Raw genomic sequence first — 26,104 nt, 5'->3', positions numbered from 1 at the left:
TTCGTCTTAGGGCAGGCCGCGACGTCGTTGCGTTTGACCCGTCCACACTGGCGAATTATGAATTCAAAAACGGCTGACGCCCATTCAGGGTGAAGGCGAGGGGAGGGAGGTTCCACTTGGGCGCGAACGTCGGCGCGAACCCGGACACCAACTCGGGCGCGAGCGCGAAACCGGCCGAGGCAGTGGTCCCGGCTCCGAGCGCCCGGGCGCAGGCCCGCAACGCGGCCGGGCTGCCGCGCAAGCTCGCGGAGGTTCTGCAGGGCGAGGCCCGTTTCGACGCCTTCACCCGCGGACGCTACGCGACCGACGCCTCGATCTACCAGATCATGCCGGCGGGCGTGGTGTTTCCCAAGAGCGCCGCCGACATCGCCGCGACCCTGAGGGTGGCGGCCCAGTTCGACCTGCCCGTGATCATGCGCGGCGGCGGCACCTCGCAGAACGGCCAGCCGATCGGCGCCGGCCTCGTGGTCGATTGCTCGCGCCACTTCAACGGCGTCGTCGCCTACGACGCGGAGGGTGGCACGGTTACCGTCGAGCCCGGTCACGTGCTGGAGCGCCTCAACGCCCGGATCAAGGCCGATGGCTGGTTCTTCCCGGTTGAGCCCTCGACCGCGACCCGCTGCACCATCGGCGGCATGGCCGGCAACAATTCCTGCGGCGCCCGCTCGCTCCGCTACGGCAAGATGAGCGACAACGTGATCGCCATGGAGGCGCTGTTCCATGACGGCGCCGCCTTCGGGTTCGGGCTGACCGGCAACGCGGCGAGCGCCGTGACCGGCGGCGCGCGGCCGGAAGACCTCGCCCGGCGCATGCTGGCGCTCGCCGCCGAGAACCGCGACGAGATCGAGAGGATGTACCCGCGGGTGCAGCGGCGGGTCGGCGGCTACAACCTCGACTCCCTGATCGAGCCGCGCCCGAACCTCGCTCATCTCCTCGTCGGTTCGGAGGGGACGCTCGCCGCCACCACGGCGGTGACGCTCAAGCTCTCGCGCCTGCCGGCCCACCGGGTGATGGGCGTGTGCCACTTCCCCTCGTTCCGCGCGGCGATGGAGACGACGCAGCACATCGTCGCCCTCGACCCCGTGGCGGTGGAGCTCGTCGACAACAACGTGCTGGTTCTCGGCGCCGACATCCCGCTGTTCCGCACCACGCTCGCCGACATCACCAGGGGCCAGCCGAACTGCCTGCTGCTCGCCGAGTTCGCCGGCGATGATCTCGCCGCCCTGAAGCGAGACCTCAAGCGCCTCGATCAGTGCATGGCCGATCACGGTTTCGCGGACGCCGTGGTCGAGGTGGTGGAGCCGAACCGCCAGAAGGCCGTGTGGGAGGTGCGCGAGGCCTGCCTCAACATCATGATGTCGATGAAGGGGGACGCCAAGCCCGTCTCCTTCATCGAGGATTGCGCCGTTCCCCTCGACCATCTGGCCGACTACACCGACGCGGTCACCGAGGTGTTCTCGAAGCACGGCACCCGCGGCACGTGGTACGCCCACGCCTCCGTCGGCTGCCTGCATGTGCGCCCGATCCTCAACATGAAGGAGGGCGGTGATGTGCGGAAGATGCGCGCCATCGCCGAGGAGACCGCGGAACTGGTGCGCCGCCACAAGGGCTCCTACTCGGGCGAGCACGGCGACGGCATCTCGCGCTCGGAATTCGTCGAGCCGCTGTTTGGCGCGGCACTCACCCGCGCCTTCGAGACGGTGAAGGACGGCTTCGATCCCGACAATCGCCTGAACCCGAACAAGATCGTCCGCCCGCTGAAGATGGACGACCGCAGCCTGATGCGCTTCTCGCCCGGCTACGCGGTGAGCGCCCCCCGGGAGACCGCCCTGGACTGGTCGGACTGGGGCGGGTTCGGTCCGGCGGTCGAGATGTGCAACAACAACGGCACCTGCCGGAAGCTCGCCGGAGGCGCGATGTGCCCCTCCTACCGCGCCACCCGCGACGAGCAGCACCTCACCCGCGGCCGCGCCAACTCCCTGCGGCTGGCGATCTCGGGCCAGCTCGGGGACGACGCGTTCCTGTCGCCTGAGATGAAGCGCACGATGGACCTGTGCGTCTCGTGCAAGGCCTGCCGCCGGGAATGCCCGACCGGCGTCGACATGGCCAAGATGAAGGTCGAGTTCCTGCATCACTACCACGCCCGGCACGGCCTGCCGCTCAAGGAGCGGCTGGTAGCCGAGATGCCCCGCTATGCCGGCGTCGCCGCCGCGCTCGCACCGCTCCTGAACCTGCGCAACCGCTACCCCGCGCTCGCCCGGTTCGGCGAGCAATGGGCCGGCTTCTCGGCCCGACGCTCCCTGCCCGAGTGGCGCCGGCCCTGGCGCGAGAGCGGCGAGGTCGCCCATCCCGAGGACGTAACAGGAGATCATCGCGACCTCGTCCTGTTCGGCGACACCTTCAACCGCGCCTTCGAGCGCGAGAATCTGGAGGCCGCCGAGCGGGTGCTGCGGGCCGCCGGCTACCGCCTGCACCGCGTGCTCGCCCACAGGGGCCGCCGCCCGCTCTGCTGCGGCCGCACCTACCTCGCCTCCGGACAGACCGACCGGGCGCGCGAGGAGGCCCGGCGGACGCTGGACACGCTCCTGCCCTTCGTGCGGGCCGGCGCCCGCGTGGTCGGCCTCGAGCCGTCCTGCCTCCTGACCTTCCGCGACGAGTTCCTGTCGTTGCTGCCGCGCGAGGAGGCGGGCGAGCTCGCGAGCAAGGCTTTCCTCTTCGAAGAACTCCTTGCCGCCGACCTCGCGGCCGGCCGGGTCACGCTTCCGCTCGCCGACCAGGGCGGCCGGGTCGCCCACCTGCACGGCCACTGCCACCAGAAGAGCTTCGGCGCGATGGGGTCCGTGGAGACGGTGCTGCGCTCCGTGCCGGGGCTCGATGTGCGCGTCATCGAGTCGAGCTGCTGCGGCATGGCCGGCGCCTTCGGCTACGGACGGGACACCATCGACGTCTCCTTCGCCATGGCCGAGCTGTCGCTGTTCCCGGCCCTGCGCAAGGCGGATGCGGGCGACCTCGTCGTGGCCGACGGCACGAGTTGCCGCCACCAGATCCATGACGGCCTCGGCCGTGACGCCCTCCACGTCGCCCGCGTGCTCGACGCGGCCCTGATGCCGGCGGGGTGACCGCGGCCCAGGGTCGCCGCATCGGAACGGCGGCCCTCGCATCCGGTTGTCGCGGCAATCCCCGAGAGGAGCCGTGATGACCGATCCGCTGACGAAGTACCCGCGCCCCCCCTTCGAGACGCAGCCCCAGAGCTTCCCCGGCCAGACGGACAAGATGGCGCCCGAGCCGGATCACGGCGAGGAGAGCTATCGGGGCTCCGGCAAGCTCGCCGGCAAGGCGGCCCTGGTGACGGGCGGCGACAGCGGCATCGGCCGGGCGGTCGCCATCGCCTATGCCCGCGAGGGTGCGGACGTGGCGATCTCCTATCTGCCCGACGAGCAGAAGGATGCGGAGACCGTCGGCAACTGGATCGAGAAGGCGGGCCGTCGTGCCCTGCTGCTCCCCGGTGACATCAAGGACGCGGCCCATGCCCGCGAGATCGTCGAGCGCACGGCCAAGGAGTTCGGCCGGCTCGACATCCTGGTCAACAACGCCGCCTTCCAACAGCCGAACCAGAGCGTCGAAGACATCGACGACGCGATCTTCGAAAAGCACTTCCAGACCAACATCTTCGGCCCGTTCTACGCCACCAAGGCGGCGCTGGCGCATCTCAAGCCCGGTGCCTCGGTGATCTTCACCTCCTCGGTCAATTCCAAGCACCCGGTGCCGACCCTGTTCGCCTACAGCGCCACCAAGGGCGCGCTCAGCAACATGGTGCTCGGCCTCGCCCAGCTGCTCGCCGAGAAGGGCATCCGCGTCAACGGCGTGCTGCCCGGCCCGATCTGGACCCCGTTCATCCCCGCCGGGATGAGCGAGGATTCGGTGAAGACCTTCGGCAGCCAAGTGCCGTTCGACCGCCCCGGCCAGCCGGCGGAGCTCGCCTCGGCCTACGTCATGCTGGCGGCGGAGGAGAGCAGCTACACCTCCGGCGCGCTGATCACCGTTGCCGGCGGCATGCCGATCTTCTGATCGCGGGTATCGAGAGGACGCGACCTTTCCGGGGCCCAGGGCAAGGCCCCGGAGATGGGCCGGGGCTCCGCCGAGGATGATCCCTCCGCGATCCCGGTACCTTTCAGCGGAAGGCCGTCATCCAGCCGAGTCCCGCTGCGGTGCCGGCCGCCGGCCCGTATTCGCAGCCGATGAAGCCGTCGTAGCCGAGGCGGTCGAGGGTGGCGAAGGCGGCAGGGAAATCGATGCTTCCGGTGCCGGGCTCGTGGCGGCCGGGGGCATCGGCGATCTGGACATGGGCGATGCGGTCACGATGGGCCGCCAGTTCCGCGGCCAAGTCCTCACCCATCCGCGCCATGTGGTAGAGGTCGGCCTGGATGAAGAGATTTTCGGAGCCCACCGCCTCGATCACGGAGGCGGCGTCGGCGAGGCGATTGAGGAAGAAGCCCGGCATGTCGCGGTCGTTGATCGGCTCGAGCAACAGGCGGATGCCGGCCTTGCCCAGCGCGTCGGCCGCGTAGGCGAGGTTTTCGGTCAGCGTCCCGAGGAGGCGCGTCCGTTCGGCGCCCGACGGCGCGAGGCCGGCAAGGCAGTTGATCTGCCGGCATCCGAGCGCGCCGGCATAGTCGGTCGCCCGGGCGACGCCCTCGCGGAACTCAGGGACCCGCTCGGGTAGGATGGCGATGCCGCGCTCGCCCGCCGCCCAGTCGCCGGGCGGCAGGTTGTGCAGCACGAGCGGCAGGCCGGCCTCCGCGCGGCGCGCGGCCAGGACTTCCTTCGGCTCGGCATAAGGAAACTGCATCTCCACCGCCGCGAAACCGGCGGCGCGGGCTGCCGCGAATCGGTCGAGCAGCGGCACCTCCGTGAAGAGCAGGCTGAGATTGGCGGCGAAGCGAGGCATGAACGAACCGTTCGGTCGTGCAAAATGCATTCAAAAATGATCGGTCGAGCGGGCGTCAGGCGCTTTCGCCCGCCACGATCTCTCCGAGAGCCGGCACCGCCGCCTCCCGGTCGGCGGCCGCCTTGCGCTTGTTGCGCAGGTGGCGGAACAGGATGTCGCTGAGTTCCGCCCCGGCCCGGCGGCGCAGGGCGTCGAGGATCTCCTCGTGCTCGCGCATCGCCTCGCCCCAGCGGTCGCGGTTGGCGTCGAGATTGGCCGAGTAGCGCGCCCGCCGCAGGCGCCCCGCGAAGCTCGCGTAGGCGGCGCTCAGGGGCGCGTTGTCGGCCGCCTGAACGATGCGGTCGTGGATCGCCTGGTTGCAGGTGAAGTAGCCGTGCAGGTCGCGCCGCAGATAGTGGCCGTACATGTCGTGGTGGAGCCGTTCGATCGCGGCATAGGCCTCGTCCGAGATGCGCTCGCAGGCGAGCCGCCCGGCCAGGGCCTCCAACCCGCCCATCACGTCGAACAGCTCGACGATCTCCCGCTCGCCGATCCGGCGGACCCGGGCGCCGCGGTTCGGCAGCAGGTCGATCAGTCCCTCCGAGGCCAGCACCTTCAACGCCTCGCGCAAGGGGGTGCGCGAGATGCCGAAGCGCTCGCACAGCAGCCGCTCGGGCACCCGGGCGCCGGGCCCGAGATTGCCCTCGACGATGAACTCGCGCAGCCGTGCCAGCACCTCGTCGTGAAGAGAATGCACGAGGTTTTCCCGGGGTTTGGCGGCAGGTCCGGCGACAGATCCGGCCGGCGATCCGGCCGCATGCCCGGCGGGGAGGGGGATCGGGCTGTCCGCACCCTCCGATTCGCCTTCGGGGCGTGTCACGGCGGAAATCGTGGCGGAAGTCATGATGGATTGGTAGCAGCGGGTTCGGTCGCCGTCGATGGGATGAATTGAAGGCATGATACTTCTTGTCTCGACCATAAATGAATGCAATCTGGCGGGATGAAACGACCGGGCCCGACGTGAAACGCCCGGCATTCGGCCGAACGGGAGGAACCATGACGAGCCGCACCGGACGACATTTCCTGCACATTCCGGGGCCGAGCCCGGTGCCCGAGCGCGTGCTGCGCGCCATGGACCGGCAGGTGATCGACCATCGCGGGCCGGAATTCGGGGCGCTCGGACGCGAGGTGCTCGAGGGCTGCCGCACCATCTTCCGCACCAAGGGGCCGGTGGTGATCTATCCGGGCTCGGGCACGGGGGCCTGGGAGGCGACGATCGTCAACACGCTCTCGTCGGGCGACCGGGTGCTGATGTTCGAGACCGGCCACTTCGCCACCCTGTGGCGGCAGATGGCGGCGCGCTGGGGCATCGAGGTCGAGTTCGTGCCCGGCGACTGGCGCCACGGCGTCGATCCGGCCCTGGTCGAGGCCAAGCTGGCGGAGGATCGCGGCCATTCCTTCAAGGCGGTGATGGTGGTCCACAACGAGACCTCCACCGGCGTGACGAGCCGCATCCCGGCGATCCGCAAGGCGATCGATGCCGCCGGCCACCCGGCCCTGCTCCTCGTCGACACCATCTCCTCGCTCGGTTCGGTCGATTACCGCCACGACGAGTGGGGCGTCGACGTCACCGTCAGCGGCTCGCAGAAGGGTCTGATGCTGCCGCCGGGCCTCGGCTTCACCGCGATCTCGGACAAGGCGCGGGCGGCGGGCCGGTCCAACAACATCCCCCGCTCCTACTGGGACTGGGAGGAGATGCTGAAGCCCAACGCCAACGGCTATTTCCCCTACACGCCCGCCACCAACCTGCTCTACGGCCTGCGCGAGGCGGTGGCGATGATGCTGGAGGAGGGGCTCGACAACGTCTTCGCCCGTCACCAGCGGCTGGCCGCGGCGACCCGCGCCGCGGTCGAGGCCTGGGGGCTCGAAGTGCTGTGCCAGAACCCGGACGAGTACTCGCCGGTGCTCACGGCGGTGATGATGCCCGACGGCAAGGGCGCGGACGCCTTCCGCGCCCTGGTGCTGGAAAAGTTCGACATGTCGCTCGGCGCGGGCCTGTCGAAGCTCGCCGACAAGATCTTCCGCATCGGCCATCTCGGCGAGACCAATGACCTGACGCTGATGGGCGCCCTGTCCGGCGTCGAGATGGGCTTGGCGGCGGCCGGCGTGCCGCACCAGCGCGGCGGCGTGCTCGCCGCCATGGCGAGCCTGCGCTCCGGCCTCGACGCCTGATTCTCTCACGAACGCCCGCGCCCTGGGCCGAGCCGCGCGTCAGATGTGGGGCCCGGGGCGCCTGCTCATGAAATCCGGAGGAAACCCCGATGATCACGATCCCACGCCGCGTGACGGCGCCGGGCATGGTGCTGTTCCTGCTCTGCCTGATGTACTTCATCACCTATGTCGACCGGGTCAACGTCGGCACCGCCGGCCCGGCGATCAAGGGCGAGCTCGGCCTCACCAACACCGAACTCGGCCTCGTCTTCTCGGCCTTCGCCTACCCCTACGCGGTGTTCCAGATCGTCGGCGGTGCCATGGCCGACAAATGGGGCGCGCGGCGCACCCTGTTCATCTGCGGCCTGATCTGGGCGGCGGCGACGGTGGCCACCGGCTTCGTCGGCGGCGTGGTCTCGCTGTTCCTGGCCCGCTTCGCGCTGGGCTTCGGCGAGGGCGCCACCTTCCCCACCGCGACCCGCGCCATGCAGTCCTGGGTGGCCAAGGACCAGCGCGGCTTCGCTCAGGGGATCACCCACTCGTTCGCCCGCTTCGGCAACGCGATCACGCCGCCGCTGGTGGTGCTGATGATGGCCTATGTCGGCTGGCGCGGCGCCTTCGTCGTGCTCGGCATCGTCAGCTTCGCCTGGGTCTTGGTCTGGGTGTTCTACTACCGGGACGACCCGCGCGAGCATAAGAGCATCACCGGGGAGGATCTGGAGCGCCTGGCGATCCGCGACCGCACGGCCAAGCCCGCGGCGAAGCCCCCGGTGCCGTGGCGGCGGCTGGTGCCGCGCATGGCGCCCGTCACGCTGACCTATTTCTGCTACGGCTGGTCGCTGTGGCTTTACCTCAACTGGCTGCCCTCGTTCTTCAAGGACGGCTACGGCCTCGACATCAAGAACTCGGCCCTGTTCGCCTCGGGCGTGTTCTTCGCGGGCGTCGTCGGCGACACGCTCGGTGGCGTGATGTCCGACCGCATCCTGAAGAAGACCGGCGACCTGCAGAAGGCGCGCCGCAACGTCATCTGCCTCGGCATGCTGGGCGCCGCCGCCTGCCTCGCGGGGGTGTTCTTCACCAAGGACCTCACCCTGGTGGCGCTGCTGCTCAGCGGCGGCTTCTTCTTCCTCGAACTGGTGATCGGGCCGATCTGGTCGGTGCCGATGGACATCGCCCCGCAATATGCCGGCACGGCGAGCGGGCTGATGAACTTCGGCTCGGCCTTCGCCGCGATCGTCTCGCCGCTGACCTTCGGCCTGATCGTGGATCTCACCGGCAACTGGATCCTGCCGTTCGCCGGCTCTGTCGGTCTGCTGCTCCTCGGCGCGGGCCTCGCCTTCACGATGCATCCCGAGCGCCCGTTCGAGGACGAGCCCGCGCCCCTGACGCCCCGACCGGTGCCGGCGGAGTGAGGGCGGATCCCGTCGCCGTCCTCGGGCGGCGACAGGGCCGGGCGTTGCCCGGCGCCGACCCGGACGCCCGTCCGAACGTCGGCGACGGGCGGTTGCTCCCTGCGACGCCGTCGAAGACGGCCGCGGGCGCGACGGCGGCGGGACGATCGGACGGCCAGCGCCGTATCAAGGCGGCCTCGTTCAGAAGGGCGAGTTGCAGGGGCGCCGCGGCGTTCGAGGCCCGTATCGCCCCGTCGAAACGGTCGATGTCCGCGAGCGCGCAGGCCTCCGGCGCGGGAGTCTCGCGCCACGCGTGAACAGGACAGGGCGTCGCCCCCCACGTCCCGATCGTACGAGCGCGCGGCTTCGCGGCAAGCGAACCGCCCCTGCAGGCGGCGCCGGTGCCCGCCTGCGGGAACCCGCGATCCGAGCCGGCTTACGCGTTTGCCCTGCGGAGGGGACGGGAAGGGCTCAAGGGGAGGGGAAGCGGCGCTGGAGGTCTGCCAGGATCTCGACCGCCTCGCTGGAGATGCCCGCCTCCCGCACGGCCTTGAGGCTGCGATCCTCGGGTCCCGGCGCGGTGGCCGGCTCGAACTGGCGGCGGTGGGCCTGTTCGAGGATCTCGGCGATCCGGTCGCCGACCGCCAGGGCGATGGCCGTCGAATCCGGGCCTTCGGAACGCTGGGCGTGCATGCGCTGGAGCGCCTCGGCGATCTGCCGTTCGAAGGCCTGGAACAGCGCATCGGCCGCCGACGGATTCATCCGCATCAAGGCGCCCGCGGCCGCGCAATAGGTCTCCTTGAGCATGTACAGGGTCAGGCGGTCGATGGCCTGCTCGTCTTCGTCCCCCGACTTCGCCATGCGTCCTCTGTCCTCTGATCCGCCCCACGTCCTCGCCGCAACGAGGGGGACGGGATCGCCGCTCCCACGGGTGGATGGGGGATGGGGCCTGCTCGGTGTCTCTCGCAAAACGTCCGGCGCACGGTCGTCGCCAGAGCGACGAAGGTGAGGGATCGGGAGTTTTGCGAGAGGCCGTCTCAGCCTCATCGCAGATCTCATCGTCAACCTCAACGCCGTGCCGCGTGGTCAGGTCACGTGGTCAAGACTTGCCGGATGCGCTCGCGTACCGGACCCGCCCGATTCTTTCGGGATGGACAATTCGGGCTTCGCTCATGCACCGGGCGGGATGGCAGATCTTGCCGATACGGTCTTCGCTGCGATCGAGCGGAGGCAAATCAGATCCGCAGGCCGCCTCGATCCTGCCCCACGCGGCCGGAAGGCGGTCTCAGCCCGCGGGTGGGGTCAGGATCACCTTGCCCTCGAAGGGGTTGCTCCGGCTGTTGGCGCCGGTGCAGGCGAAGGTCTTCTCGCCGGCCGCGACCGTGCGCAGGCGCAACTGCCCGCGCCCCTCCCGCTTGACCGTGTAGCCCTTCTCGCTCGCCACGTGGACGAGATCGCCGTCGGCGTGCAGCACGCGGCCGTTCTCGAACTGGCCCGGCATGGTGATCGTCACCGGCTGGTCGGCCCGGCTCACCACGTTGAGCGCCACGTTGGTGTCCGCCGGCAGACGCAGCTCCGCCGGCTGGCAGACGGGATGGCCGTCGCGCATCTCGACGGTCAGCTCGACCGGCGGCATCGCATCGCTGGCCGGCGGCGGCAGCGGCTTTCCCCCCGCCTGGCCCTCCGCATGCGCGGCGGCCGGCAGCGCGAGGCCGGTCACGGCGGCGAGCAGGATGGCCGGGATGCGCAGGCGGGTCGAACGATGGGACATGCAGGGATCCTTCGCAATGGGTCCACGGCGCCTTCGCGACGGCAGCCGCCCGTTCGGGACGGCGCGGTCCGGACGATACGGCCGCGCGAGGGCGCCGACTCATCGGGGGAAGAAGCCAGCCCTCGGCCCTGTTCCGCTCCGCGACGCCCCGCCGCGTCGCCGGCCGAGGCGGGCCGCGGTCGGGCGCGCCGGAGCCGGAGGAGGCTGCATGATGGGACACCCGGCGCGACCGGCAGGGACTCGCCGCGCCCGCCGCTGCGGCGGATCGGGGCCGCGCCCTGGAGCGGCGTCGCGGCCCCGCCGTCCGAGTCGGGACGGCGGGGCGCGTCGTTCGCACGACCGAGCCGATACGCAACTTGGCTCCCCCGCAGAATGACCGCGACCGGTTAGCCGAAGGTCAATGCCGGGATCGGGCGCCGTTCCGGAACGGGACCGCTTCAGAGTTCGGGCGCGGCACGCCTGGATGCCGGTGCGAAGACGAGGCGCTGGTAGACGAGGCCGATGCCGATCAGGCAGGCGCCGAGCCCGAGGAAGGACAGCGCCCGCAACGGTCCCTCCAGTCCCGAGAGGTCGAGCAGGAACACCTTGAGCGTGGCCAACCCGACGAGCACGGCGGAGGCGAGCCGCGCGGTGGCCGAGCCCTTCAGGATGCCGTAGCCGAGGGCGGCGAGGCCGAGGCCGAGCCACGCCGCCGAGTAGGCGTACCACTCGGCCTGTCCGGTCTCGCGGTCGAGCCCGAGCCGCTCGCCCTGGAAGCCGTGCCGCACGGCGAGGCACAGGGCGAGGAAGCTCAGGGCCAATCCGAGGCCCCCCGTCATCCGCACAAACCAGGTGGGCCGCCCGTCGCGCCGCGCCGCCCGCGCCAGGGCGAAGGTCGCCGCCGCCGGCAGGGCGTAGGCGAGCACGGCGTCGTTCAGGACGATCCCGCCCGCCACCGGCTCGTCGGTCAGGAGGGGGTTGGCGGCGAGCCCGAGGCCGAGCGCGCCCTGGAGCAGGGCGAGACAGGCGAAGGCGAGGCCGCCGAAGCGGATCACCGGCGAGGCCGAGGGGCCGGAGAACCGCGTCAGCACCAGGGAGAAGCCGAGGGCGGTCAAGGTCGTCAGTCCTTGTTCCAGCACGCTCGTGCCGGGCTCGGACAGGCGGCCGCCATGGAGCGCGTGACGGATCTCGAGGAAGACGAACAGAGCCGAGAGCAGCAGGCTCAGGGCCTGTGCCACCTGTTGCGGGATATCCGCCGGGCGCGCCGGCCAGCGGATTGCCCGGGCGGCGAGGCCGAAGCAGAGGGCCGGCAGGCCGTAGGCGGTCACGAGCCCGTTGAGGATGGGCGTGCGCGACAGCTCCCCCCGGATCAGGGCCGGATCCCAGGCGAGCCGGGCGGCGACGATGACGGCGAGCCCGGCCACGCACCAGCGCAGGGCCGGGATATCGAGCCGCCGCGCGATCAGGGCCGTGGCGAGGGCCGCCCCGGCCAGGGCCGGCGTCAGCGATCCGCCCGAGAGGGCGAAGACGAGGCCGAGGCACAGGCTCGCCACCGCCGCCGCCGCGAAGGCGCCGAGGCCGAGCGCCAGAGCCGGGGAGGGGGTTTCCTCGCCCTGGCGTCGGCAGAGGGCGGCGAGCCCGCAGAAGCCCGCCGCCAGGATACCCGCGGCGGCGGCGAAGCCCGGGGCCACCGCCCCGCCCGCGATCCGCAGATCCGCGATCGCGAGTGCGGCGAGCGGAGCCGCCGCCGCGCCGGCCGCGAAGCTCTGTGCCGTGGCGTAGGGGAGCCGGCTGCCGCCCAGGAGCCGCAGCGCGCCGAGGGCGGTGACCATCAGCGAGCCGATGGTGGCCAGCGCGATCAGCAGCCCGGGATTCACGGTTCCGTACCAGAGGAGGAAGAAGGGGGTGCCCGCAGGATCCGCCGCCTGCGGCCAGAGCACCAGGGCTCCCGCGAGCGTCAGGGCCGCGACGGCGCCGCCCGCGGCGGCGGGGGCGGCGACCAGGCCCGCGAGCGCGGGCAGTACGGTGGCGGCCAGGGCAGCGGCAGCCCAGCTCAGATCGTCGCCTTTCGCCGCCGTCCCGCCGAGCACCGCCAGCGCCACGCCGCCCGCGAGCGCCAGCGCCACGGCGGCGAAGCGGTCGAGCCGCGCCTGCTCATCGGGCACGCCGCGCCCCGGCAGCACGGCGAAGACGAGCACTGCCAGCGCCTGCTGCAAGACGAGGTGGGCGTGTACGGCCGCGCCCTCTCCGGGCAGGATCGTGAGGAACAGGGCCCAGACCGCGGCACCGATCGCGGCCGACACCGCGAGCGCGCGCCAGCCCTTCAGCCAGGCGAAGGCGTAGGCGCTGCCCGCCACCACCGGCAGGTAGAGGGCGAGCGGCCACAGGCTCGTGCCCCCGCCGCCGACGAGGAGCGGGGTGGCCAGCGCCCCGACGAGGCCGATCCCGGCCAGCGCCGGCCCGTGCAGCAGGGCGGCCGCCATCGCGGCGAGACCTGTCACGGCGAGCCCCGCGAAGGCGAGGCCCGGTCCGATGAAGCCGTAGAGCGCGTGCGCGGCGTAGACCGCTCCGAACAGGCCGACGGTGCCGGCGGCGGTGACCATGGCCGGCACGTCGGGCCAGATCGAGGGCATCGGCTCCGCCCCGCGCAGGCGCCGTCTCAGAAACTCGCCGAGCCCGATGAGGCCGAAGGCGAGGGCGAAACCGCCGGCGATCCGCACGCCCGGTCCGAACAGGCCGCGCTCGGCCGAGTACCGCACGAGCAGCACCGCGCCGAAGGCAAGGGCGAGGCCGCCGACCCAGACGGTCCAGCGGGTGCCGAAACGCTCCTCGATGGATGGGGCAGGGGAGGGGGAGGGCGCGGATGCCGTCCGTCCCGGCGCCACGGCCGGGACGGTTCCACGCGGCGGCGGAGGCGCGGGCAACGGAGACTCAGATGCCGGAGCCTCGGACGCCGGCTCCGGACGGGGCGGCTCAGGCGCGGCGGCCGGCGGCGGGGAGGTTAGGGTCGGGGCCTGCATCGGCGCAGGGCCGGCGATCGGCCGCGCCTCCACCAGGGCGAGGCGGCGCTCCAGAACCTGAACCCGGTGCCGCTGCCGCAGCGCCAGCAGCAGGCCCGCCGGACCGGACAGGGCGAGCGCCAGCGCGATCAGCACCGCACTCAGGAAAAGTCCATCGTCCATAGGCCGAGCGTCCGCTTCGAGAGCGGCGAAGCTAGCCTCGTTCCCGGCCCGTATGGGTGCGGGTGCTCACACGCTCGTGAATCATTGCGCCACGAATCCTATGGATCGCGCGGTCTTGCAAATGACGGCCGAGCTGGATGTCAGCAGCGGATGCGGCAGCCGTGCCGCCTCAGCGAACGAATGCAAGATAAAGTCGACAGCCCTCACGCTCGACCACGGCGCAGCGACAGTCGATCTTCAGACAGGCGATGGATAAGCGCACAGAATCAGGAACGATGACATCAGCACCGACCTCGACATCGACTCCATCGGGTGTCTCGTCCCAAACGAGGCATCCAATATCACCACGGCTCTCTGAAGATGAAATCAGTCCTACTTTGAAAGCGTCCTGCAGAAATAAGTCACGGTAACCTTCCAACATCGGTTAACTCCGCGATTGCCTCAGATCCGCAACGAAAGGTTACGGTTAATGCTTCCTAAAATCACGCGGAAAATGGCTACAAACGGTACAAAAAACCTGTTGCGCGGCGGACAACTTCATGGAAGACGATCGAAGCCGGCCTATTCGTTCTCCGGCTAAGTGCTTATCAGTCTAGCCTTTTAGCGCCATTACAAGCGGCCGGGACGGCCGAATCAGTTCCCGCCCCGCGATGACCTGCCGAATTCGAAGGCAGCGCCGGCGCGGCGCACGGAGGCACCCGAGGGTCCCCGCCGTCCACCCCAATCGTCGCGCAGCCGCACGCAGCGACTTGACCCGCCCCGGCGGGAGCCTCACCATTCAGTCTACGCGCGTAGACTAAGGTACAAGAGGCGTGGCGACAGGCCGGTTGGCGAGCATCCCGTTCTTCAAGGAACCGGGTGTCGATCTCTCCCCATTCGAGACGCGCTGCCATTGGCGGCGCTTCGACGAGAACGAGACGCTCGTCGATTACGACGACATCTCGACCGACGTGTACTTCCTCGCCATGGGCGAAGTACGCATCCTCAACCGGTCTCAATCCGGCAAGGAAGTCATCCTCGGCGAGATGCGCACCGGCGCCTTCTTCGGCGAGCTTGCGGCGCTGGACGGCATCGGCCGCTCGGCCAACGTCACGGCACTCACCCGCGGCGAGGTCTGCGTGGTGCCCGCCCCGGTCTTCCGCCAGATCGTGTTCGCCTCCGAGGTCATCGCCGACCGGCTGTTCCGCCTGCTCGCCAAGCGCGTGCGCGAGCTGAACACCCGGCTGATGGAGCACGCGCTGCTCGACCTGCGCCACCGGCTCTACGCCGAGCTGCTGCGCCTTTCGGTCCCCCGGGCCGGGCAGGACGGCGAGCGGGTGGTGACGCCGCCGCCCTACCACCACGTGCTGGCCGCCCGCATCGGCTGCCGCCGGGAGCAGGTGACCCGCGAGTTCACGGTGATGGCGGGCGAGGGGCTGATCGACCGCACCCGCGGTGCCCTCGTCATCCGCCGTCCCGACCTCCTCGAGGCGCGGGTCCAGGAGGCGCTGCGGGAGGACGCGTGATCCGTCCCGCGGCACCGTTCTCTCGAAATCGCCCTTCTCAACAGACAAGTCGCCGGGAATCCGCCGCGACGCCGGTCCGAAGATCAATCTTGCACGCAAGCACGTCCCATCCGGAACAGAGGCTCCGCCTGGAGCGGGTCACCAAGCGCTTCGGCCCGCACATGGCGGTCGATGGCGTCTCCCTCGATCTCGCAGGCGGCGAGTTCTTCTGCCTGCTCGGCCCCTCCGGCTGCGGCAAGAGCACCCTGCTGCGGATGGTGGCCGGGTTCGAGACGCCGGATTCCGGCACGATCCGACTCGGCGAGACGGACCTGACGGCGCTGCCGCCGCACCGGCGGCCGATCAACATGATGTTCCAGTCCTACGCGCTGTTCCCGCACATGAGCGTGGCGGCCAACCTCGCCTACGGGCTCAAGGGGCTGGGGCTCGGCCGGACCCGGAGCGCCGAGCGGGTGAAGGCTCTGCTCCGGCTCGTGCGCCTCGAAGGCTTCGAGGCGCGCCGCCCCGACAAGCTCTCCGGCGGCCAGCGCCAGCGGGTGGCCCTGGCCCGGGCGCTGGCCCGCGAGCCGCGTCTCCTGCTTCTCGACGAGCCCCTCGGCGCGCTGGACCGGGCCCTGCGCGAGGAGACACAAGGGGAATTGCGGGCGATCCAGCGGCGGCTCGGCACGAGCTTCGTCGTCGTCACCCACGACGCCGAGGAGGCGATGGCGCTCGCCGACCGGATCGGCGTGATGGAGCGCGGGCGCCTCGTGCAGGTCGGGCCGGCGCGCGAACTCTACGAACGCCCGGCGAGCCGCTACGTCGCGGGCCTGCTCGGCGACGTGAACCTGATCGACGGCCGCCTCGGACGGGCGGAACCGGGCGGCGTGCGCGGCGTCGAGACCGCTCTGGGCCTCCTTCGCGCGAGCGGCGAGGGCGAGGCGGGCAACGCCGTCGTGGTCGCGATCCGTCCCGAGCGGCTCGTCGTGAGCGGGGAGGGAGAGGGAGAGGGGGATGACCTGTCCGGTCGTCTCCGGGGACGATTGACCGAGGCGACCTTCCTCGGCGACCGCATCCGCTATCGGGTCGAGATGGCCAACGGCTCGACCCTGCGCGCCTCCGCCGCCCTGCCGGCGTCCGGCCCGATCCCGGCCGTCGGCGAGACCGTCGCCGTCGCGGTGCCCGCGGACGCCGCGCGGATCCTGCCGGCATGAGCCCTGCTGTCATGCGCGGTCCGTCGCGGCGCCTGTCTCAGCGCTTGGGGCGTGGCTTCGTCCGGGGCCTGCCGTTCCTGTGGCTGGCGCTGTTCTTCCTCGTCCCCTTCGCGGTGACGCTGAAGATCAGCTTCTCCTCGCCGGCCACCGCCCAGCCGCCCTACCTGCCGGTGCTCGAATGGGACGGCGGCCTGGAGGGCTGGCGCGAGTTCTTCGAGGCACTCGACTTCCAGAACTACCAGATGATCGCGGCCGACGCGCTCTACCGCGACGCCGCTCTCTCCTCGCTGGGCTACGCCGCGCTCGCCACCGCGATCCTCGTCCTGATCGGCACGCCCACGGCCTACGCCATGGCCCGCGCCTCGGCGCGCTGGCAGCCGATCCTGGTGGCGCTCGTCATCGTGCCGTTCTGGACGAGCTTTCTCATCCGCGTCTATGCCTGGATCGCGATTCTCAAGCCCGAGGGGCTGCTCAACGCCGCCCTCATCAAACTCGGGCTGATCGCCGCGCCGCTGCCGATCCTCGACAGCCCCTTCGGCGTGCTGATCGGGCTCACCTACGCCTACCTGCCCTTCATGGTGCTGCCGCTCTACGCGGTGATGAGCCGGCTCGACCCCGCGCTCACCGAGGCCGCCGCCGATCTCGGCGCCGGGCGGGCGCGGGCCTTCTTCACCGTCACCCTGCCGCTGAGCCTGCCCGGCCTCGCCGCCGGGGCGCTGCTCTGCTTCATCCCCATGGTCGGCGAGTTCATCATCCCCGATCTCCTCGGCGGCTCGGACACGCTGATGCTCGGGCGCGTCCTGTGGAGCGAGTTCTTCTCCAACCGCGACTGGCCGCTCGCCTCCGCGGTCGCCGTGCTGCTGCTGATCCTCGTGGTCGGGCCCGTGGTGCTGTTCCGCGAGGCGGAGCTGCGCCGCGAGGAAGCGGCGGAGGGGGCTCAGCGATGAGTCTCTTCGCCCGCACGGTGCTGATCCTGGCGCTGGCCTTCCTCTACGCGCCGATCGGGGTGCTGATCGTCTACTCGTTCAACGCGTCGAAGCTCGTCACGGTCTGGGGCGGGTTCTCGACCGAGTGGTACGGCGTGCTGTTCCGGGACGGGCCGCTGATCGCCGCCGCCCTCGTCTCGCTCAAGGTCGCTCTGCTCTCGGCCAGCATCGCCGGGGTGCTCGGCACCTGCGCGGCGCTCGCCCTCGACCGGCACGGGCGCTTCCGGGGGCGCGGCGCCTATACCGGACTTCTCTACGCGCCGATGGTGATGCCGGAAGTCATCACCGGCCTGTCGCTGCTCCTGCTGTTCGTCGGCATCGGCCTCGACCGGGGCATCGGTACCCTCGTCATCGCGCACGCGACCTTCGCCACCGGCTTCGTCGCGGTCGTGGTCGGCGCCCGCCTGAAGGGCCTCGACCGCTCGCTGGAGGAGGCGGCGGCCGATCTCGGCGCGGGGCCGGCCCGCGTCTTCTTCGGCATCACCCTGCCGCTGATCGCGCCCTCGGTCGCGGCCGGGTTCCTGCTCGCCTTCACCCTGTCGCTCGACGACCTCGTGATCGCGAGCTTCGTCTCCGGCCCCGGCGCCACCACCCTGCCGATGCGGATCTACAGCCAGGTCCGCCTCGGGGTGAACCCGGAGATCAACGCCGCCTCGACCCTGCTGATCGCCGCCGTCGGGCTCGTGGTGCTCGCCGCCTCCTGGCTGACGGGACGCAGAGGGGCAGCGGCCTAGGGACGCCGACGGGACCGCATCACGTCTGCGTCTCCAGGCCTCTGTTTTCAACGCGCTGTCCTTCGCTGAACCGGCCTCCGCCTCGCGGGAAAGCGCTTGAGCCACGGTCGCGCCGCGCCTCGCGCTGTGCTAGCCCGCATCCCATGTCGAGCGATGCGCCGCCGGGCGTCTTCATCACCTTCGAGGGCGGGGAGGGGGCGGGCAAGTCCACCCAGATCGCACGTCTCGCCGAGGCCCTGAGGCAGGCGAGCGGGCGTGAGGTCGTGACCACCCGCGAGCCCGGCGGCACCAAGCGGGCGGAGGAGCTGCGCGCGGCGCTGCTGCGGGGCGTGGCCAAGCCCTACGGGCCCTTCGCCGAGGCGCTGATGTTCGCCGCCGCCCGCATCGACCACATCGAGAATCTGATCCGCCCCGCACTCGCCCGCGGCGCGATCGTGCTGTGCGACCGGTTCTCCGACTCGACCCGCGCCTACCAGGGCGCGGCGGGCGGCCTGGCGCCGGGACTGATCGCCAGCCTCGAGCGGGTGACGCTGGGGGACCTGCGCCCGGATCTCACCCTGATCCTCGACCTGCCGCCCGAGGCCGGGCTCGCCCGGGCGCACAGCCGCGGGGAGGGGAAACCCGCCGACCGTTTCGAGGCGGAGGGCCTGCGCTTCCACGAGCGGCTGCGGGCGGCCTTCCGCGCCATCGCCGCGGCCGAGCCGGAGCGCTGCCGCGTCATCGATGCGGATCCCGGCCCCGACGCGGTCGAGGCTCGGATCCGCGAAGCCGTCTCCGCGTGGCGGCCGGATCTGCTTCCGCAGCGCGTTCCGGCGCCGGGGGAAGGGCAGGGCCATGCGGCCTGATTCTGCCCGCAGCAGCGCCCGCGATACCGCCCGCACGGAAGCCGAGGCGGGCGACCTCGCCAACATCCCCCGCCCCCGCGAGCAGACCCGGCTCCTCGGCCAGACCCAGGCCGAGGCCGCCTTCGCCGCCGCCCTGGCCTCGGGCCGCCTCCACCACGCCTGGCTGATCGGCGGCCCCGCCGGCATCGGCAAGGCGACGCTCGCCTATCGCGTCGCGCGCCGGCTCGTGGCCGACCCGCGCACGCTCCCCTCCCCCGAATCCCTCGACGTGCCGGAGGATCATCCGGCCGCGCGGCAGGTGGCGGCCCTGTCGCATCCGAACCTCATCGCCCTGCGCCGGGTCCAGGCGCCCGGCGCCAAGACCCTGCCGACGCGCATCTCGGTCGACGCCGCCCGCGAGGCGCTCGCCCTGTTCGGCGCCACCGCGGGCGGGGAGGGGGGCTGGCGCGTCTGCATCGTCGACAGCGCCGAGGACCTCAACGCCAACAGCGCCAACGCGCTCCTCAAGATGATCGAGGAGCCGCCGCCGCGCGCGATCTTCCTCATCGTCTCCCACGCGCCCGGCCGCCTGCTGCCGACGATCCGCTCCCGCTGCCGGGCCCTGGCGCTGCGCCCACTGGCCGAGACCGATATCCGCGCGGTGATCGAGGGGTTCCCGCCTCCCTTCGCCCGGCCCGACGCGGCGGCTCTGGCACGGGCGGCGGCGCTCTGCGAGGGCTCGGTCGCCCGCGCCGTGGCCCTGCTCGATCCCGCCACCGCCGCGGTCGAGGCCGAGGTGTCCGCCCTGCTGGCCGGCCTGCCCGAACCCGATGGGCGGCGCGTCCTCAAGCTTGCCGAGACGCTGGCCGGCCGCGACGCCGAACCCCTGCTCGCCACGGCCCTGGAGGCGATCCAGCGCCACGTCGCGGCCGAACTCGACCGCCGCCAGGGCGAGGGTCCGGCCCGTCTGATCGGGCTCGTCGAGGCGGCCGAGCGCATCGCAGCCTCCGCCCGCGAGGCCGCGATCTACAATCTCGACCGCCGGCCGCTGGTACTCGGGGCCTTCCGCGAGCTCGCGGCGGCCGCCCGGGCTTGAGCACAAGCGCCATCCGCCGATCCGGCAAGGTCGGCCGAGGCGGATGGAAAGCGGTTCAACGCTTCGGCGCGGCCAGCACGGCCATCCGCCCCTCCGTATCGATGGCGACCGCGACCGGGGCAGGATCCGCCGCGCAGGCGGCGGCGGGAATCTGCATCAGGAAGCCGATCCGGCGGCCCGGACGCCCCAGGCCGGTCACGGCGGCCAAGTCCTTGCGCGTCCGGCGCGGCCGATCGAGGCCGATCAGCCGGCCGGAGCAGTAGACGGCGAGCAGGTAGGTCTGCTTCGGGCGCGCCGGATCGAAGGCGTAGCCTGAGACCACGGACTCGACCGGCGAGGCGGGCTCGATGCCCTCCAGCGCGCCCCGCATCGAGGGAGAAAGAGCGAGGCCCCGGCCCTCGATCGCCGCGGTGGCTGCCTCTGCGCCGGCCCACGTTTCGGCGGGCAGGGCGGCGAGCGCCGCGCGCGCCCGTCTCTCGTGCCAGTCGTTGCGGGCGGTCTCCCCGCTGCCCCAGGCGGCACAAGCGGCAAACGTCAGCAGGTAGGCGGCGAGCCAGCGCTTGAGGGTGACGGGCGCGGCCGCGTCGATGCGACGGCGCAGGGCGCGGTAGAGCGCCACGTCGACGGGCCCGAGCAGCGCGGCGAGTCCGAGCGCGACCACGACGGCGATGACGCCGTAGGCGAGCCCGGACCAGTGGGCGGGCACGGCACGGGCGGTCAGCACCAGCACCGGAACGTGGACGAGGTAGAGCACGTAGCTCGCATCCCCGAGGGAGAGCGCCGCCCGCGTCACGGCGCCCTCGCCCCGGGCCTGACGGCCCGAGGCCGCGGCCCCCACGAGCAGCACCGCCGCGATCCCGCCCAGCCAGCGCGCCCCATCGCGCTCGACGATGAGGCAGGCGGCGAACAGCGGTAGAGCGAGCCACCCGGCCGCCGGTGTCATCCGACCGGAGGCGATCAGCCGGGGCAGAAGCAGGCCGCCTGCGAAGGGCAGGCAGGCCGCCGCCACCGGCAGCATGTAGGCCGGCGGCAGGACCAGATCGCGCGAGGCCGCCGGCAGCAGCAGGAAGGCCGCCGCGAGCAGGGCCAGCCAGAGGACGGCCATCGGCACGATCCGGCGGGCAAGCCCGGCACTCGCCAGCAGGAACAGGCCGACATAGAAGCTCGTCTCGAAGGCGAGGGTCCACTCGACATTGAGCGGATAGCTGCGCGGCCCCGCGGGCGCGAGCGATAGGGAGAGCGGAGTGAGACCGCCCAAGCTCAGGCCGAGGGCTGCGAACAGCGCGGCGAACAAGGCCACGACCGCGAGGTAGGTCGGGAAGATCCGTGAGATCCGGTGCGCCAGGAACAGCAGGGGGCGGTCGCGCACCACGAGCCCCGCCATGAGGGTCCCGGAAATCGCAAAGAAGACGGCGACCCCCCATAGCCCCAGCATCGCGGCGAAGGTCGGGAACAGAGGGTCCGCGCCGCGCAGGATCTGAGCGTAGACCGCCGCGTGATGGACGAGCACCGTCGCCGCCGCGAGCCCGCGCAGGATCTGGATATTGGCAAGTCCCGCCGCCGCGCGGCTGCCGGCTGGGCCGTGGACGCGCCCGGCCTCCAGGGCGATTCCCGGTCCGGCACCGGAGGACGGATGCCCGGCGACCAGCGGCGCCGTCCGTGCCGGCTTGGGCAGCATCCTGGCAAGACGTGCAAGCATGACGCTGCGTTTCCGACCCCGGCGGACGCGACGGATTTCCGCCGGCTTCGGATACGACCCGTAACAAAGACTTGGGCCGTTTTGGTGTGACGACGGCTTTCATCGGCGCCTGCTGCCATTCGGCAACAGCCCGCCGGCGGCGGAAGGGCGGATCAGGCTAACGAGCCTGACGTTCCGTCCGGACCGGAAACAGCCACGGTCGATCTCAACGCCGCAACCGCCGAGGAACGGGATGAGGTGCCGGCCCACAAGGGCCGCGGCCTCGCGATGGCGTCCTGCCGCGGAGAGCGGAGCCGGTTCGGCGCTCCGCAGCAGCTCGACGAAGTACCGGGCTCCGGCGGCAACACGGACGGCACCGCGGGACAGGCCTCGGTTGCGCAAGGATGGTTCGTTCGCGGCGCGATGTCGAAGGCCGAAAGTTCCCGAAAATTTCGAATCTTCCCCGATATAATTTGAGGACCCAAAGGCCGAGCTTGGTGTTTTTCCGGAACAGGCTGCCGGCTCGACTGCAACCGCAGCCACCACGTTCGACAATCCGGAGACGGACCGCCATGGCGACCAAGCAGAAGACTTTGCATGATGCGTTCTACGAGACGCTGAAAGACGTCTATTATGCGGAAAAGCAGTCCGTACGTGCCTTGAAGAAGTCGGCCAAGGCGGCCGAGCACGAGGAGCTGCGCCGAGCCTTCGAGACGCATGCCGAGGAAAGCGCCGGCCAGGTCGAGCGCCTGCAGCAGGTGTTCGACATCATCGGCAAGGCGGCCCGCGCCAAGACCTGCGAGGCGATGCAGGGCCTCACCGCGGAGATGGAGGAGGACCTTGAGGATTTCGAGGACAGCCCCGCCGCCGATGCCGTGCTCGCGGCCTGTGCCCAGGCCGTCGAGCACTACGAGATCGCCCGCTACGGCACGCTGAAGACCTGGGCGAGCCAACTCGGCTACGCCGACGCCGCCAAGCTGCTCGACGAGACCCTGCAGGAAGAGAAGAAGACCGACCAGCTGCTCACCCAGATCGCCGAGAGCCTCAATGCCGAGGGCTCGCAGGGCGCCGGTGAGGGCGAAGCCAAGGGCAAGGGCGGTCGCAAGGCTGCGTGAAGCCGGCCGTCAGGCCGCCGAAACGAAGAAGGCGCCGCGAGGCGCCTTTTTCGTGTTCAGCTTCGTGCAGCGCGCTCGACCCGAGGATTTCGGTCAGACCAGAGCACCGATGAGCGTGGCCGCCCCGATCAGGGCGACGCAGGCACAAACCTGCACGGCCCGCAAGGTTTCCGCCGAGGAACGACGGTTGTCGTTGGCAGCTTGGCCGCGCGAGCACAGGAAATAGCGCTCAAGATCCGGCTCCGGAAGCTCGATCCAATGCTCGTCGGACTCGCGGATCTTGGCGACGGACATGCGAACCTTCCTCGGAGAAGCCTAAGGGCGGTTGACGCTCATGGTTCTAGCCGGAGCGACACTATTCGACCGCCTCATCATGGGCCAGGATTAAACCGACATTCGGCGGCGTGTCCATGCAAAATAGATCAGACCAGCGAGATAATGCGCACCATATTGCAAAAAACTCGGGGCTCGCCCCCGCCAAGCCCCCATCCATGCATTGAGCGAATGTCTGGCATTTGGTGTCTGGTATACCAAACCGTGCAGCGCGGTGGCACATACGCTGCAACGCAACACGCTTCACGGACCGGACAGGACGCTCCCATGATCTCTCTGGCTCTCTTCGCTGCCGTCGCCGCCGGTGCGGCCAACATCGCCCTGGTCACCCTGGTGGCCGACCGCCTCGGCCCGAAGGCCGGCACTGCTTCCGCCGGCGAGTTCGCCGCCATCGGGGGGGCTGCGCCCGCCGCCAAGCGCGGCGCCGTCAAGGTCGGCAACGAGAACGCCGCGCCGCTGGCCGCCCGCCGCGCCGCCTGAGCGCTCTCGACGCTCGGCCGAGCACTCTCCGAGCCCATCACGACGCGAAAGCCCCGCCGGATCCCCGGCGGGGCTTTCGCGCATCTGCGGATCCGTCGAGACGTCGCAAGAGCTCTCGGCAAGAACTCTCGGCAAACTCTCGGCAAGAGCTCTCAGTATAAGGGCCCTCGGTGCTCGGCCGTCCGGTTGCGTCGCGGGACGTTTTCGCGCCACAAGGCTCCTGAGTCCGACTGACCCTTCGCACCCGGGACATCTTCTGACGTGAGCGCGAGCGAGAAGGCGAACGAGCCCTTCCTCATCACCACGGCGATCTCCTACCCCAACGGCGCGCCGCATATCGGTCACGCCTACGAGGTGATCGCCACCGACGCCATCGCCCGCTTCCACCGCCTCGACGGGCGCGACGTGCTGTTCACCACCGGCACCGACGAGCACGGCCTCAAGATCCAGCAGACGGCGGCCAAGGCCGGTGTGACGCCGCGCGCCTTCGTCGACGACATGGCCGGGCGCTTCAAGGCGGTGGCCGACCGGCTCGACTGCACCTACGACCGCTTCATCCGCACGACCGAGCCCGAGCACTACGCCGCCGCGCAGGAGCTGTGGCGGCGCATGGAGGCCAACGGCGACATCTATCTCGCCAAGTATGCCGGCTGGTACTCGGTGCGCGACGAGGCCTATTACGACGAGGCCGAGACCGTGGTCGGTCCCGACGGCGGCCGCCGCTCGATCAAGACGGACACGCCCGTCGAGTGGATGGAGGAGGAGAACTATCTCTTCCGCCTCTCCAACTACCAGGACCGCCTGCTCAAGCTCTACGCGGAGCAGCCGGACTTCCTCGGCCCCGAGACGCGGATGAACGAGGTCGCGAGCTTCGTGCGCTCCGGCCTCAAGGATCTGTCGATGAGCCGCACCACCTTCGACTGGGGGGTGCCGGTGCCGGGCCGGCCGGGCCACGTCATGTATGTCTGGGTCGATGCGCTCACCAACTACCTGACGGTGACGGGCTTTCCCGATGCGGAGGCGCCGAACGCCCGGTTCTGGCCCGCGAGCCTGCACATCATCGGCAAGGACATCGTCCGCTTCCACGCGGTCTACTGGCCGGCCTTCCTGATGTCGGCCGGCTTGCCGCTGCCGAAGCGCATCTTCGGCCACGGCTTCTTCCTCAGCCGCGGCGAGAAGATTTCGAAGTCGCTCGGCAACGTGGTCGATCCGCTTGATCTCGTCGGCACCTACGGCGTCGATCCGGTGCGCTATTTCCTCCTGCGCGAGGCCCCGTTCGGCAGCGACGGCAATTACGACCACGAGGTGATCATCAACCGCATCAATGCGGACCTCGCCAACGATCTCGGCAATCTCGCCCAGCGCTCGCTCTCGATGATCGCCAAGAACTGCGAGGGCGCCGTACCGGAGCCGGGTGCCTTCACGGAGGCCGACGAGCGCCTGCTCGCCGCCGCCGCGGCGCTGCCGGAGACGGCGCGGGCGCTGATGCAGAATCTCGCCCTGCACGCGATCCTCGCCGAGATCTGGTCCGTGGTCGGCGAGGCCAACCGGTACTTCGCCTCCGAGGAGCCGTGGCGCTTACGCAAGAGCGATCCGGCGCGGATGAGCACGGTGCTCTACGTCACGGTCGAGACCCTGCGCCGGGTCGGCCTGATGGTGCAGCCCTTCGTGCCGACGGCGGGCGGGGCGCTGCTCGACCTGCTCGCCGTGCCGGTGGACCAGCGCAGCTTCGCCTTCACCAGCGCCGAGCACCGTCTGCGGGCCGGCACGGCGCTGCCTGCCCCGGCCCCGATCTTCCCCCGTTTCGAGAAGCCGGAGGCGACGGCCTGACGCGGGCCGCCGTCCCCGCATCGCTCCTCTCCGAAGAAGAAATCCGCCGAACAGACCATGCTGGTCGACAGCCACTGCCATCTCGACTTCCCTGATTTCGCCGAGGACATCCCCGGCGTGATCGCCCGCGCGGCTGAGGCCGGCGTGACGCGCCTGCTGACCATCTCGACGCGAGTCGCCAAGGCGGACAGCTACCGCGCGCTCGCCGAGGCGAACGCGGCGGTCTGGTACACGGTCGGCACCCATCCGCACGGCGCCGCCGAGGAGCCGGACGTGCCGGCGGACACGATCGCCGCGCTCGCCGCCGCGCCGCGTTGCGTCGGCATCGGCGAGGCGGGGCTCGACTATCATTACGAGGACGCCGCGCCGGAGGCGGTGCAGGAGCGGGTGCTGCGCGCCCATATCGAGGCGGCCCGCCTCTCCGGCCTGCCGCTGGTGATCCATTCCCGCGACGCCGATGCGCATATGGAGGCGGTGCTCACCGACGAGATGGCCAGGACACCGTTCAAGGCGGTGCTGCACTGCTTCTCGTCGGGCGCGCGGCTGGCGCAGGTCGGGGTCGAGCTCGGCCTGTCGGTGTCCTTCTCCGGCATCGTCACCTTCCGCCGCTCCGACGCCCTGCGCGACATCGCCCGCGCCGTGCCCCTCGACCGCATCCTGGTCGAGACCGACGCGCCGTTCCTCGCCCCCGAGCCGCACCGCGGCCGGCGCTGCGAGCCGGCCTACACCGCCGACACCGCGCGGGTCCTAGCCAGGACCCTCGACCTGTCCTTCGAGGACTTTTGCGCGCGCAGCACGGCGAACTTCTACCGGCTGTTCTCCAAGGCCGCGGCGATCGACGGGGTCGCCGCATGAGGAGGGGGGAGGGC

The 26,104-nt window shown here is 70.9% G+C and carries 22 protein-coding genes; 14 read left to right on the top strand and 8 right to left on the bottom strand.

Annotated features, from left to right (window positions below; translation table 11 throughout):
- Positions 1-182 precede the first annotated feature (182 nt).
- A complete protein-coding gene (locus HNR01_RS06610) occupies positions 183-3,119 on the top strand; it encodes an FAD-binding and (Fe-S)-binding domain-containing protein (RefSeq protein WP_183667200.1) in 2,937 nt (978 codons plus the stop codon).
- Positions 3,120-3,195: 76 nt separating this feature from the next.
- Positions 3,196-4,068, top strand: coding sequence for an SDR family oxidoreductase (locus HNR01_RS06605; protein WP_017483917.1), 873 nt, complete (start codon positions 3,196-3,198; stop codon positions 4,066-4,068).
- 103 nt (positions 4,069-4,171) lie between these two features.
- On the opposite strand, the gene hyi is transcribed toward HNR01_RS06605, so the two are convergent.
- Both hyi and HNR01_RS06595 read right to left on the bottom strand, forming a co-directional pair.
- Complete coding sequence (gene hyi, locus HNR01_RS06600) at positions 4,172-4,948, bottom strand: hydroxypyruvate isomerase (protein WP_183667172.1); 777 nt, start codon at positions 4,946-4,948, stop codon at positions 4,172-4,174.
- Between the two features lie 55 nt (positions 4,949-5,003).
- On the bottom strand, positions 5,004-5,807 hold the full coding sequence (locus HNR01_RS06595; RefSeq protein ID WP_051061624.1) for a GntR family transcriptional regulator: 804 nt from the start codon (positions 5,805-5,807) through the stop codon (positions 5,004-5,006).
- 176 nt (positions 5,808-5,983) lie between these two features.
- Here HNR01_RS06595 and HNR01_RS06590 point away from each other — a divergent pair, with 176 nt between their 5' ends.
- Together HNR01_RS06590 and HNR01_RS06585 are read left to right on the top strand one after the other, a co-directional pair.
- On the top strand, positions 5,984-7,159 hold the full coding sequence (locus tag HNR01_RS06590; RefSeq protein WP_183667171.1) for a pyridoxal-phosphate-dependent aminotransferase family protein: 1,176 nt from the start codon (positions 5,984-5,986) through the stop codon (positions 7,157-7,159).
- 89 nt (positions 7,160-7,248) lie between these two features.
- On the top strand, positions 7,249-8,550 hold the full coding sequence (locus HNR01_RS06585; RefSeq protein WP_017483921.1) for an MFS transporter: 1,302 nt from the start codon (positions 7,249-7,251) through the stop codon (positions 8,548-8,550).
- Positions 8,551-9,000: 450 nt separating this feature from the next.
- Here the strand turns inward: HNR01_RS06585 and HNR01_RS06580 are convergent, their stop codons facing one another.
- The 4 genes from HNR01_RS06580 to HNR01_RS06565 all read right to left on the bottom strand — a co-directional run bounded on the left by HNR01_RS06580 (position 9,001) and on the right by HNR01_RS06565 (position 13,882).
- Positions 9,001-9,390, bottom strand: a complete 390-nt coding sequence (locus tag HNR01_RS06580) for a hypothetical protein (RefSeq protein ID WP_017483923.1) — start codon at positions 9,388-9,390, stop codon at positions 9,001-9,003.
- A gap of 424 nt (positions 9,391-9,814) precedes the next feature.
- On the bottom strand, positions 9,815-10,300 hold the full coding sequence (locus HNR01_RS06575; RefSeq protein ID WP_017483924.1) for a hypothetical protein: 486 nt from the start codon (positions 10,298-10,300) through the stop codon (positions 9,815-9,817).
- 437 nt (positions 10,301-10,737) lie between these two features.
- Positions 10,738-13,461, bottom strand: a complete 2,724-nt coding sequence (locus HNR01_RS06570) for a DUF2339 domain-containing protein (RefSeq protein WP_183667170.1) — start codon at positions 13,459-13,461, stop codon at positions 10,738-10,740.
- A gap of 169 nt (positions 13,462-13,630) precedes the next feature.
- Positions 13,631-13,882 (bottom strand): hypothetical protein, encoded by a 252-nt coding sequence (locus HNR01_RS06565; RefSeq protein WP_153874336.1) that lies wholly within the window; start codon positions 13,880-13,882, stop codon positions 13,631-13,633.
- Between the two features lie 391 nt (positions 13,883-14,273).
- Between HNR01_RS06565 and HNR01_RS06560 the strand changes: the two genes are divergently transcribed.
- The 6 genes from HNR01_RS06560 to HNR01_RS06535 all read left to right on the top strand — a co-directional run bounded on the left by HNR01_RS06560 (position 14,274) and on the right by HNR01_RS06535 (position 19,799).
- Entirely contained in the window at positions 14,274-14,966 is a 693-nt protein-coding gene (locus tag HNR01_RS06560; protein ID WP_026105439.1) for a Crp/Fnr family transcriptional regulator, read from the top strand.
- 89 nt (positions 14,967-15,055) lie between these two features.
- Positions 15,056-16,159 (top strand): ABC transporter ATP-binding protein, encoded by a 1,104-nt coding sequence (locus HNR01_RS06555; RefSeq protein WP_183667169.1) that lies wholly within the window; start codon positions 15,056-15,058, stop codon positions 16,157-16,159.
- A gap of 11 nt (positions 16,160-16,170) precedes the next feature.
- Positions 16,171-17,106: an ABC transporter permease gene (locus tag HNR01_RS06550; RefSeq protein WP_183667199.1), complete on the top strand. Its 936-nt coding sequence runs from the start codon at positions 16,171-16,173 to the stop codon at positions 17,104-17,106.
- Positions 17,103-17,879 carry an ABC transporter permease subunit gene (locus tag HNR01_RS06545; protein ID WP_017483929.1) on the top strand — a complete coding sequence of 259 codons (777 nt, stop codon included), beginning with the start codon at positions 17,103-17,105 and terminating at the stop codon, positions 17,877-17,879. Before HNR01_RS06550 ends, HNR01_RS06545 begins: the two co-directional genes overlap by 4 nt.
- Before the next feature lie 143 nt (positions 17,880-18,022).
- Complete coding sequence (gene tmk, locus HNR01_RS06540) at positions 18,023-18,724, top strand: dTMP kinase (RefSeq protein WP_017483930.1); 702 nt, start codon at positions 18,023-18,025, stop codon at positions 18,722-18,724.
- Positions 18,714-19,799 (top strand): DNA polymerase III subunit delta', encoded by a 1,086-nt coding sequence (locus HNR01_RS06535; protein WP_183667168.1) that lies wholly within the window; start codon positions 18,714-18,716, stop codon positions 19,797-19,799. Before tmk ends, HNR01_RS06535 begins: the two co-directional genes overlap by 11 nt.
- Positions 19,800-19,854: 55 nt before the next feature.
- On the opposite strand, the gene HNR01_RS06530 is transcribed toward HNR01_RS06535, so the two are convergent.
- Positions 19,855-21,498 carry an acyltransferase family protein gene (locus HNR01_RS06530; protein WP_246417407.1) on the bottom strand — a complete coding sequence of 548 codons (1,644 nt, stop codon included), beginning with the start codon at positions 21,496-21,498 and terminating at the stop codon, positions 19,855-19,857.
- Positions 21,499-22,049: 551 nt separating this feature from the next.
- Here HNR01_RS06530 and HNR01_RS06525 point away from each other — a divergent pair.
- Positions 22,050-22,592, top strand: coding sequence for a YciE/YciF ferroxidase family protein (locus HNR01_RS06525; RefSeq protein ID WP_017483933.1), 543 nt, complete (start codon positions 22,050-22,052; stop codon positions 22,590-22,592).
- Between the two features lie 93 nt (positions 22,593-22,685).
- On the opposite strand, the gene HNR01_RS06520 is transcribed toward HNR01_RS06525, so the two are convergent.
- Positions 22,686-22,886 carry a hypothetical protein gene (locus HNR01_RS06520; RefSeq protein WP_017483934.1) on the bottom strand — a complete coding sequence of 67 codons (201 nt, stop codon included), beginning with the start codon at positions 22,884-22,886 and terminating at the stop codon, positions 22,686-22,688.
- A 306-nt stretch (positions 22,887-23,192) separates the two neighbouring features.
- Between HNR01_RS06520 and HNR01_RS06515 the strand changes: the two genes are divergently transcribed.
- The 3 genes from HNR01_RS06515 to HNR01_RS06505 all read left to right on the top strand — a co-directional run bounded on the left by HNR01_RS06515 (position 23,193) and on the right by HNR01_RS06505 (position 26,090).
- On the top strand, positions 23,193-23,405 hold the full coding sequence (locus HNR01_RS06515; protein WP_017483935.1) for a hypothetical protein: 213 nt from the start codon (positions 23,193-23,195) through the stop codon (positions 23,403-23,405).
- A 261-nt stretch (positions 23,406-23,666) separates the two neighbouring features.
- Positions 23,667-25,235 (top strand): methionine--tRNA ligase, encoded by a 1,569-nt coding sequence (gene metG, locus HNR01_RS06510; RefSeq protein WP_183667167.1) that lies wholly within the window; start codon positions 23,667-23,669, stop codon positions 25,233-25,235.
- Positions 25,236-25,292: 57 nt separating this feature from the next.
- A complete protein-coding gene (locus HNR01_RS06505; RefSeq protein ID WP_183667166.1) occupies positions 25,293-26,090 on the top strand; it encodes a TatD family hydrolase in 798 nt (265 codons plus the stop codon).
- Positions 26,091-26,104 lie beyond the last annotated feature (14 nt).

Origin of the sequence: Methylorubrum rhodesianum, assembly GCF_014199985.1 — a bacterium.
GTDB lineage: Bacteria > Pseudomonadota > Alphaproteobacteria > Rhizobiales > Beijerinckiaceae > Methylobacterium > Methylobacterium rhodesianum.
The sequence above is the reverse complement of the archived record's forward strand: the minus strand, read 5'-3'. Positions and strand labels throughout refer to the sequence as shown.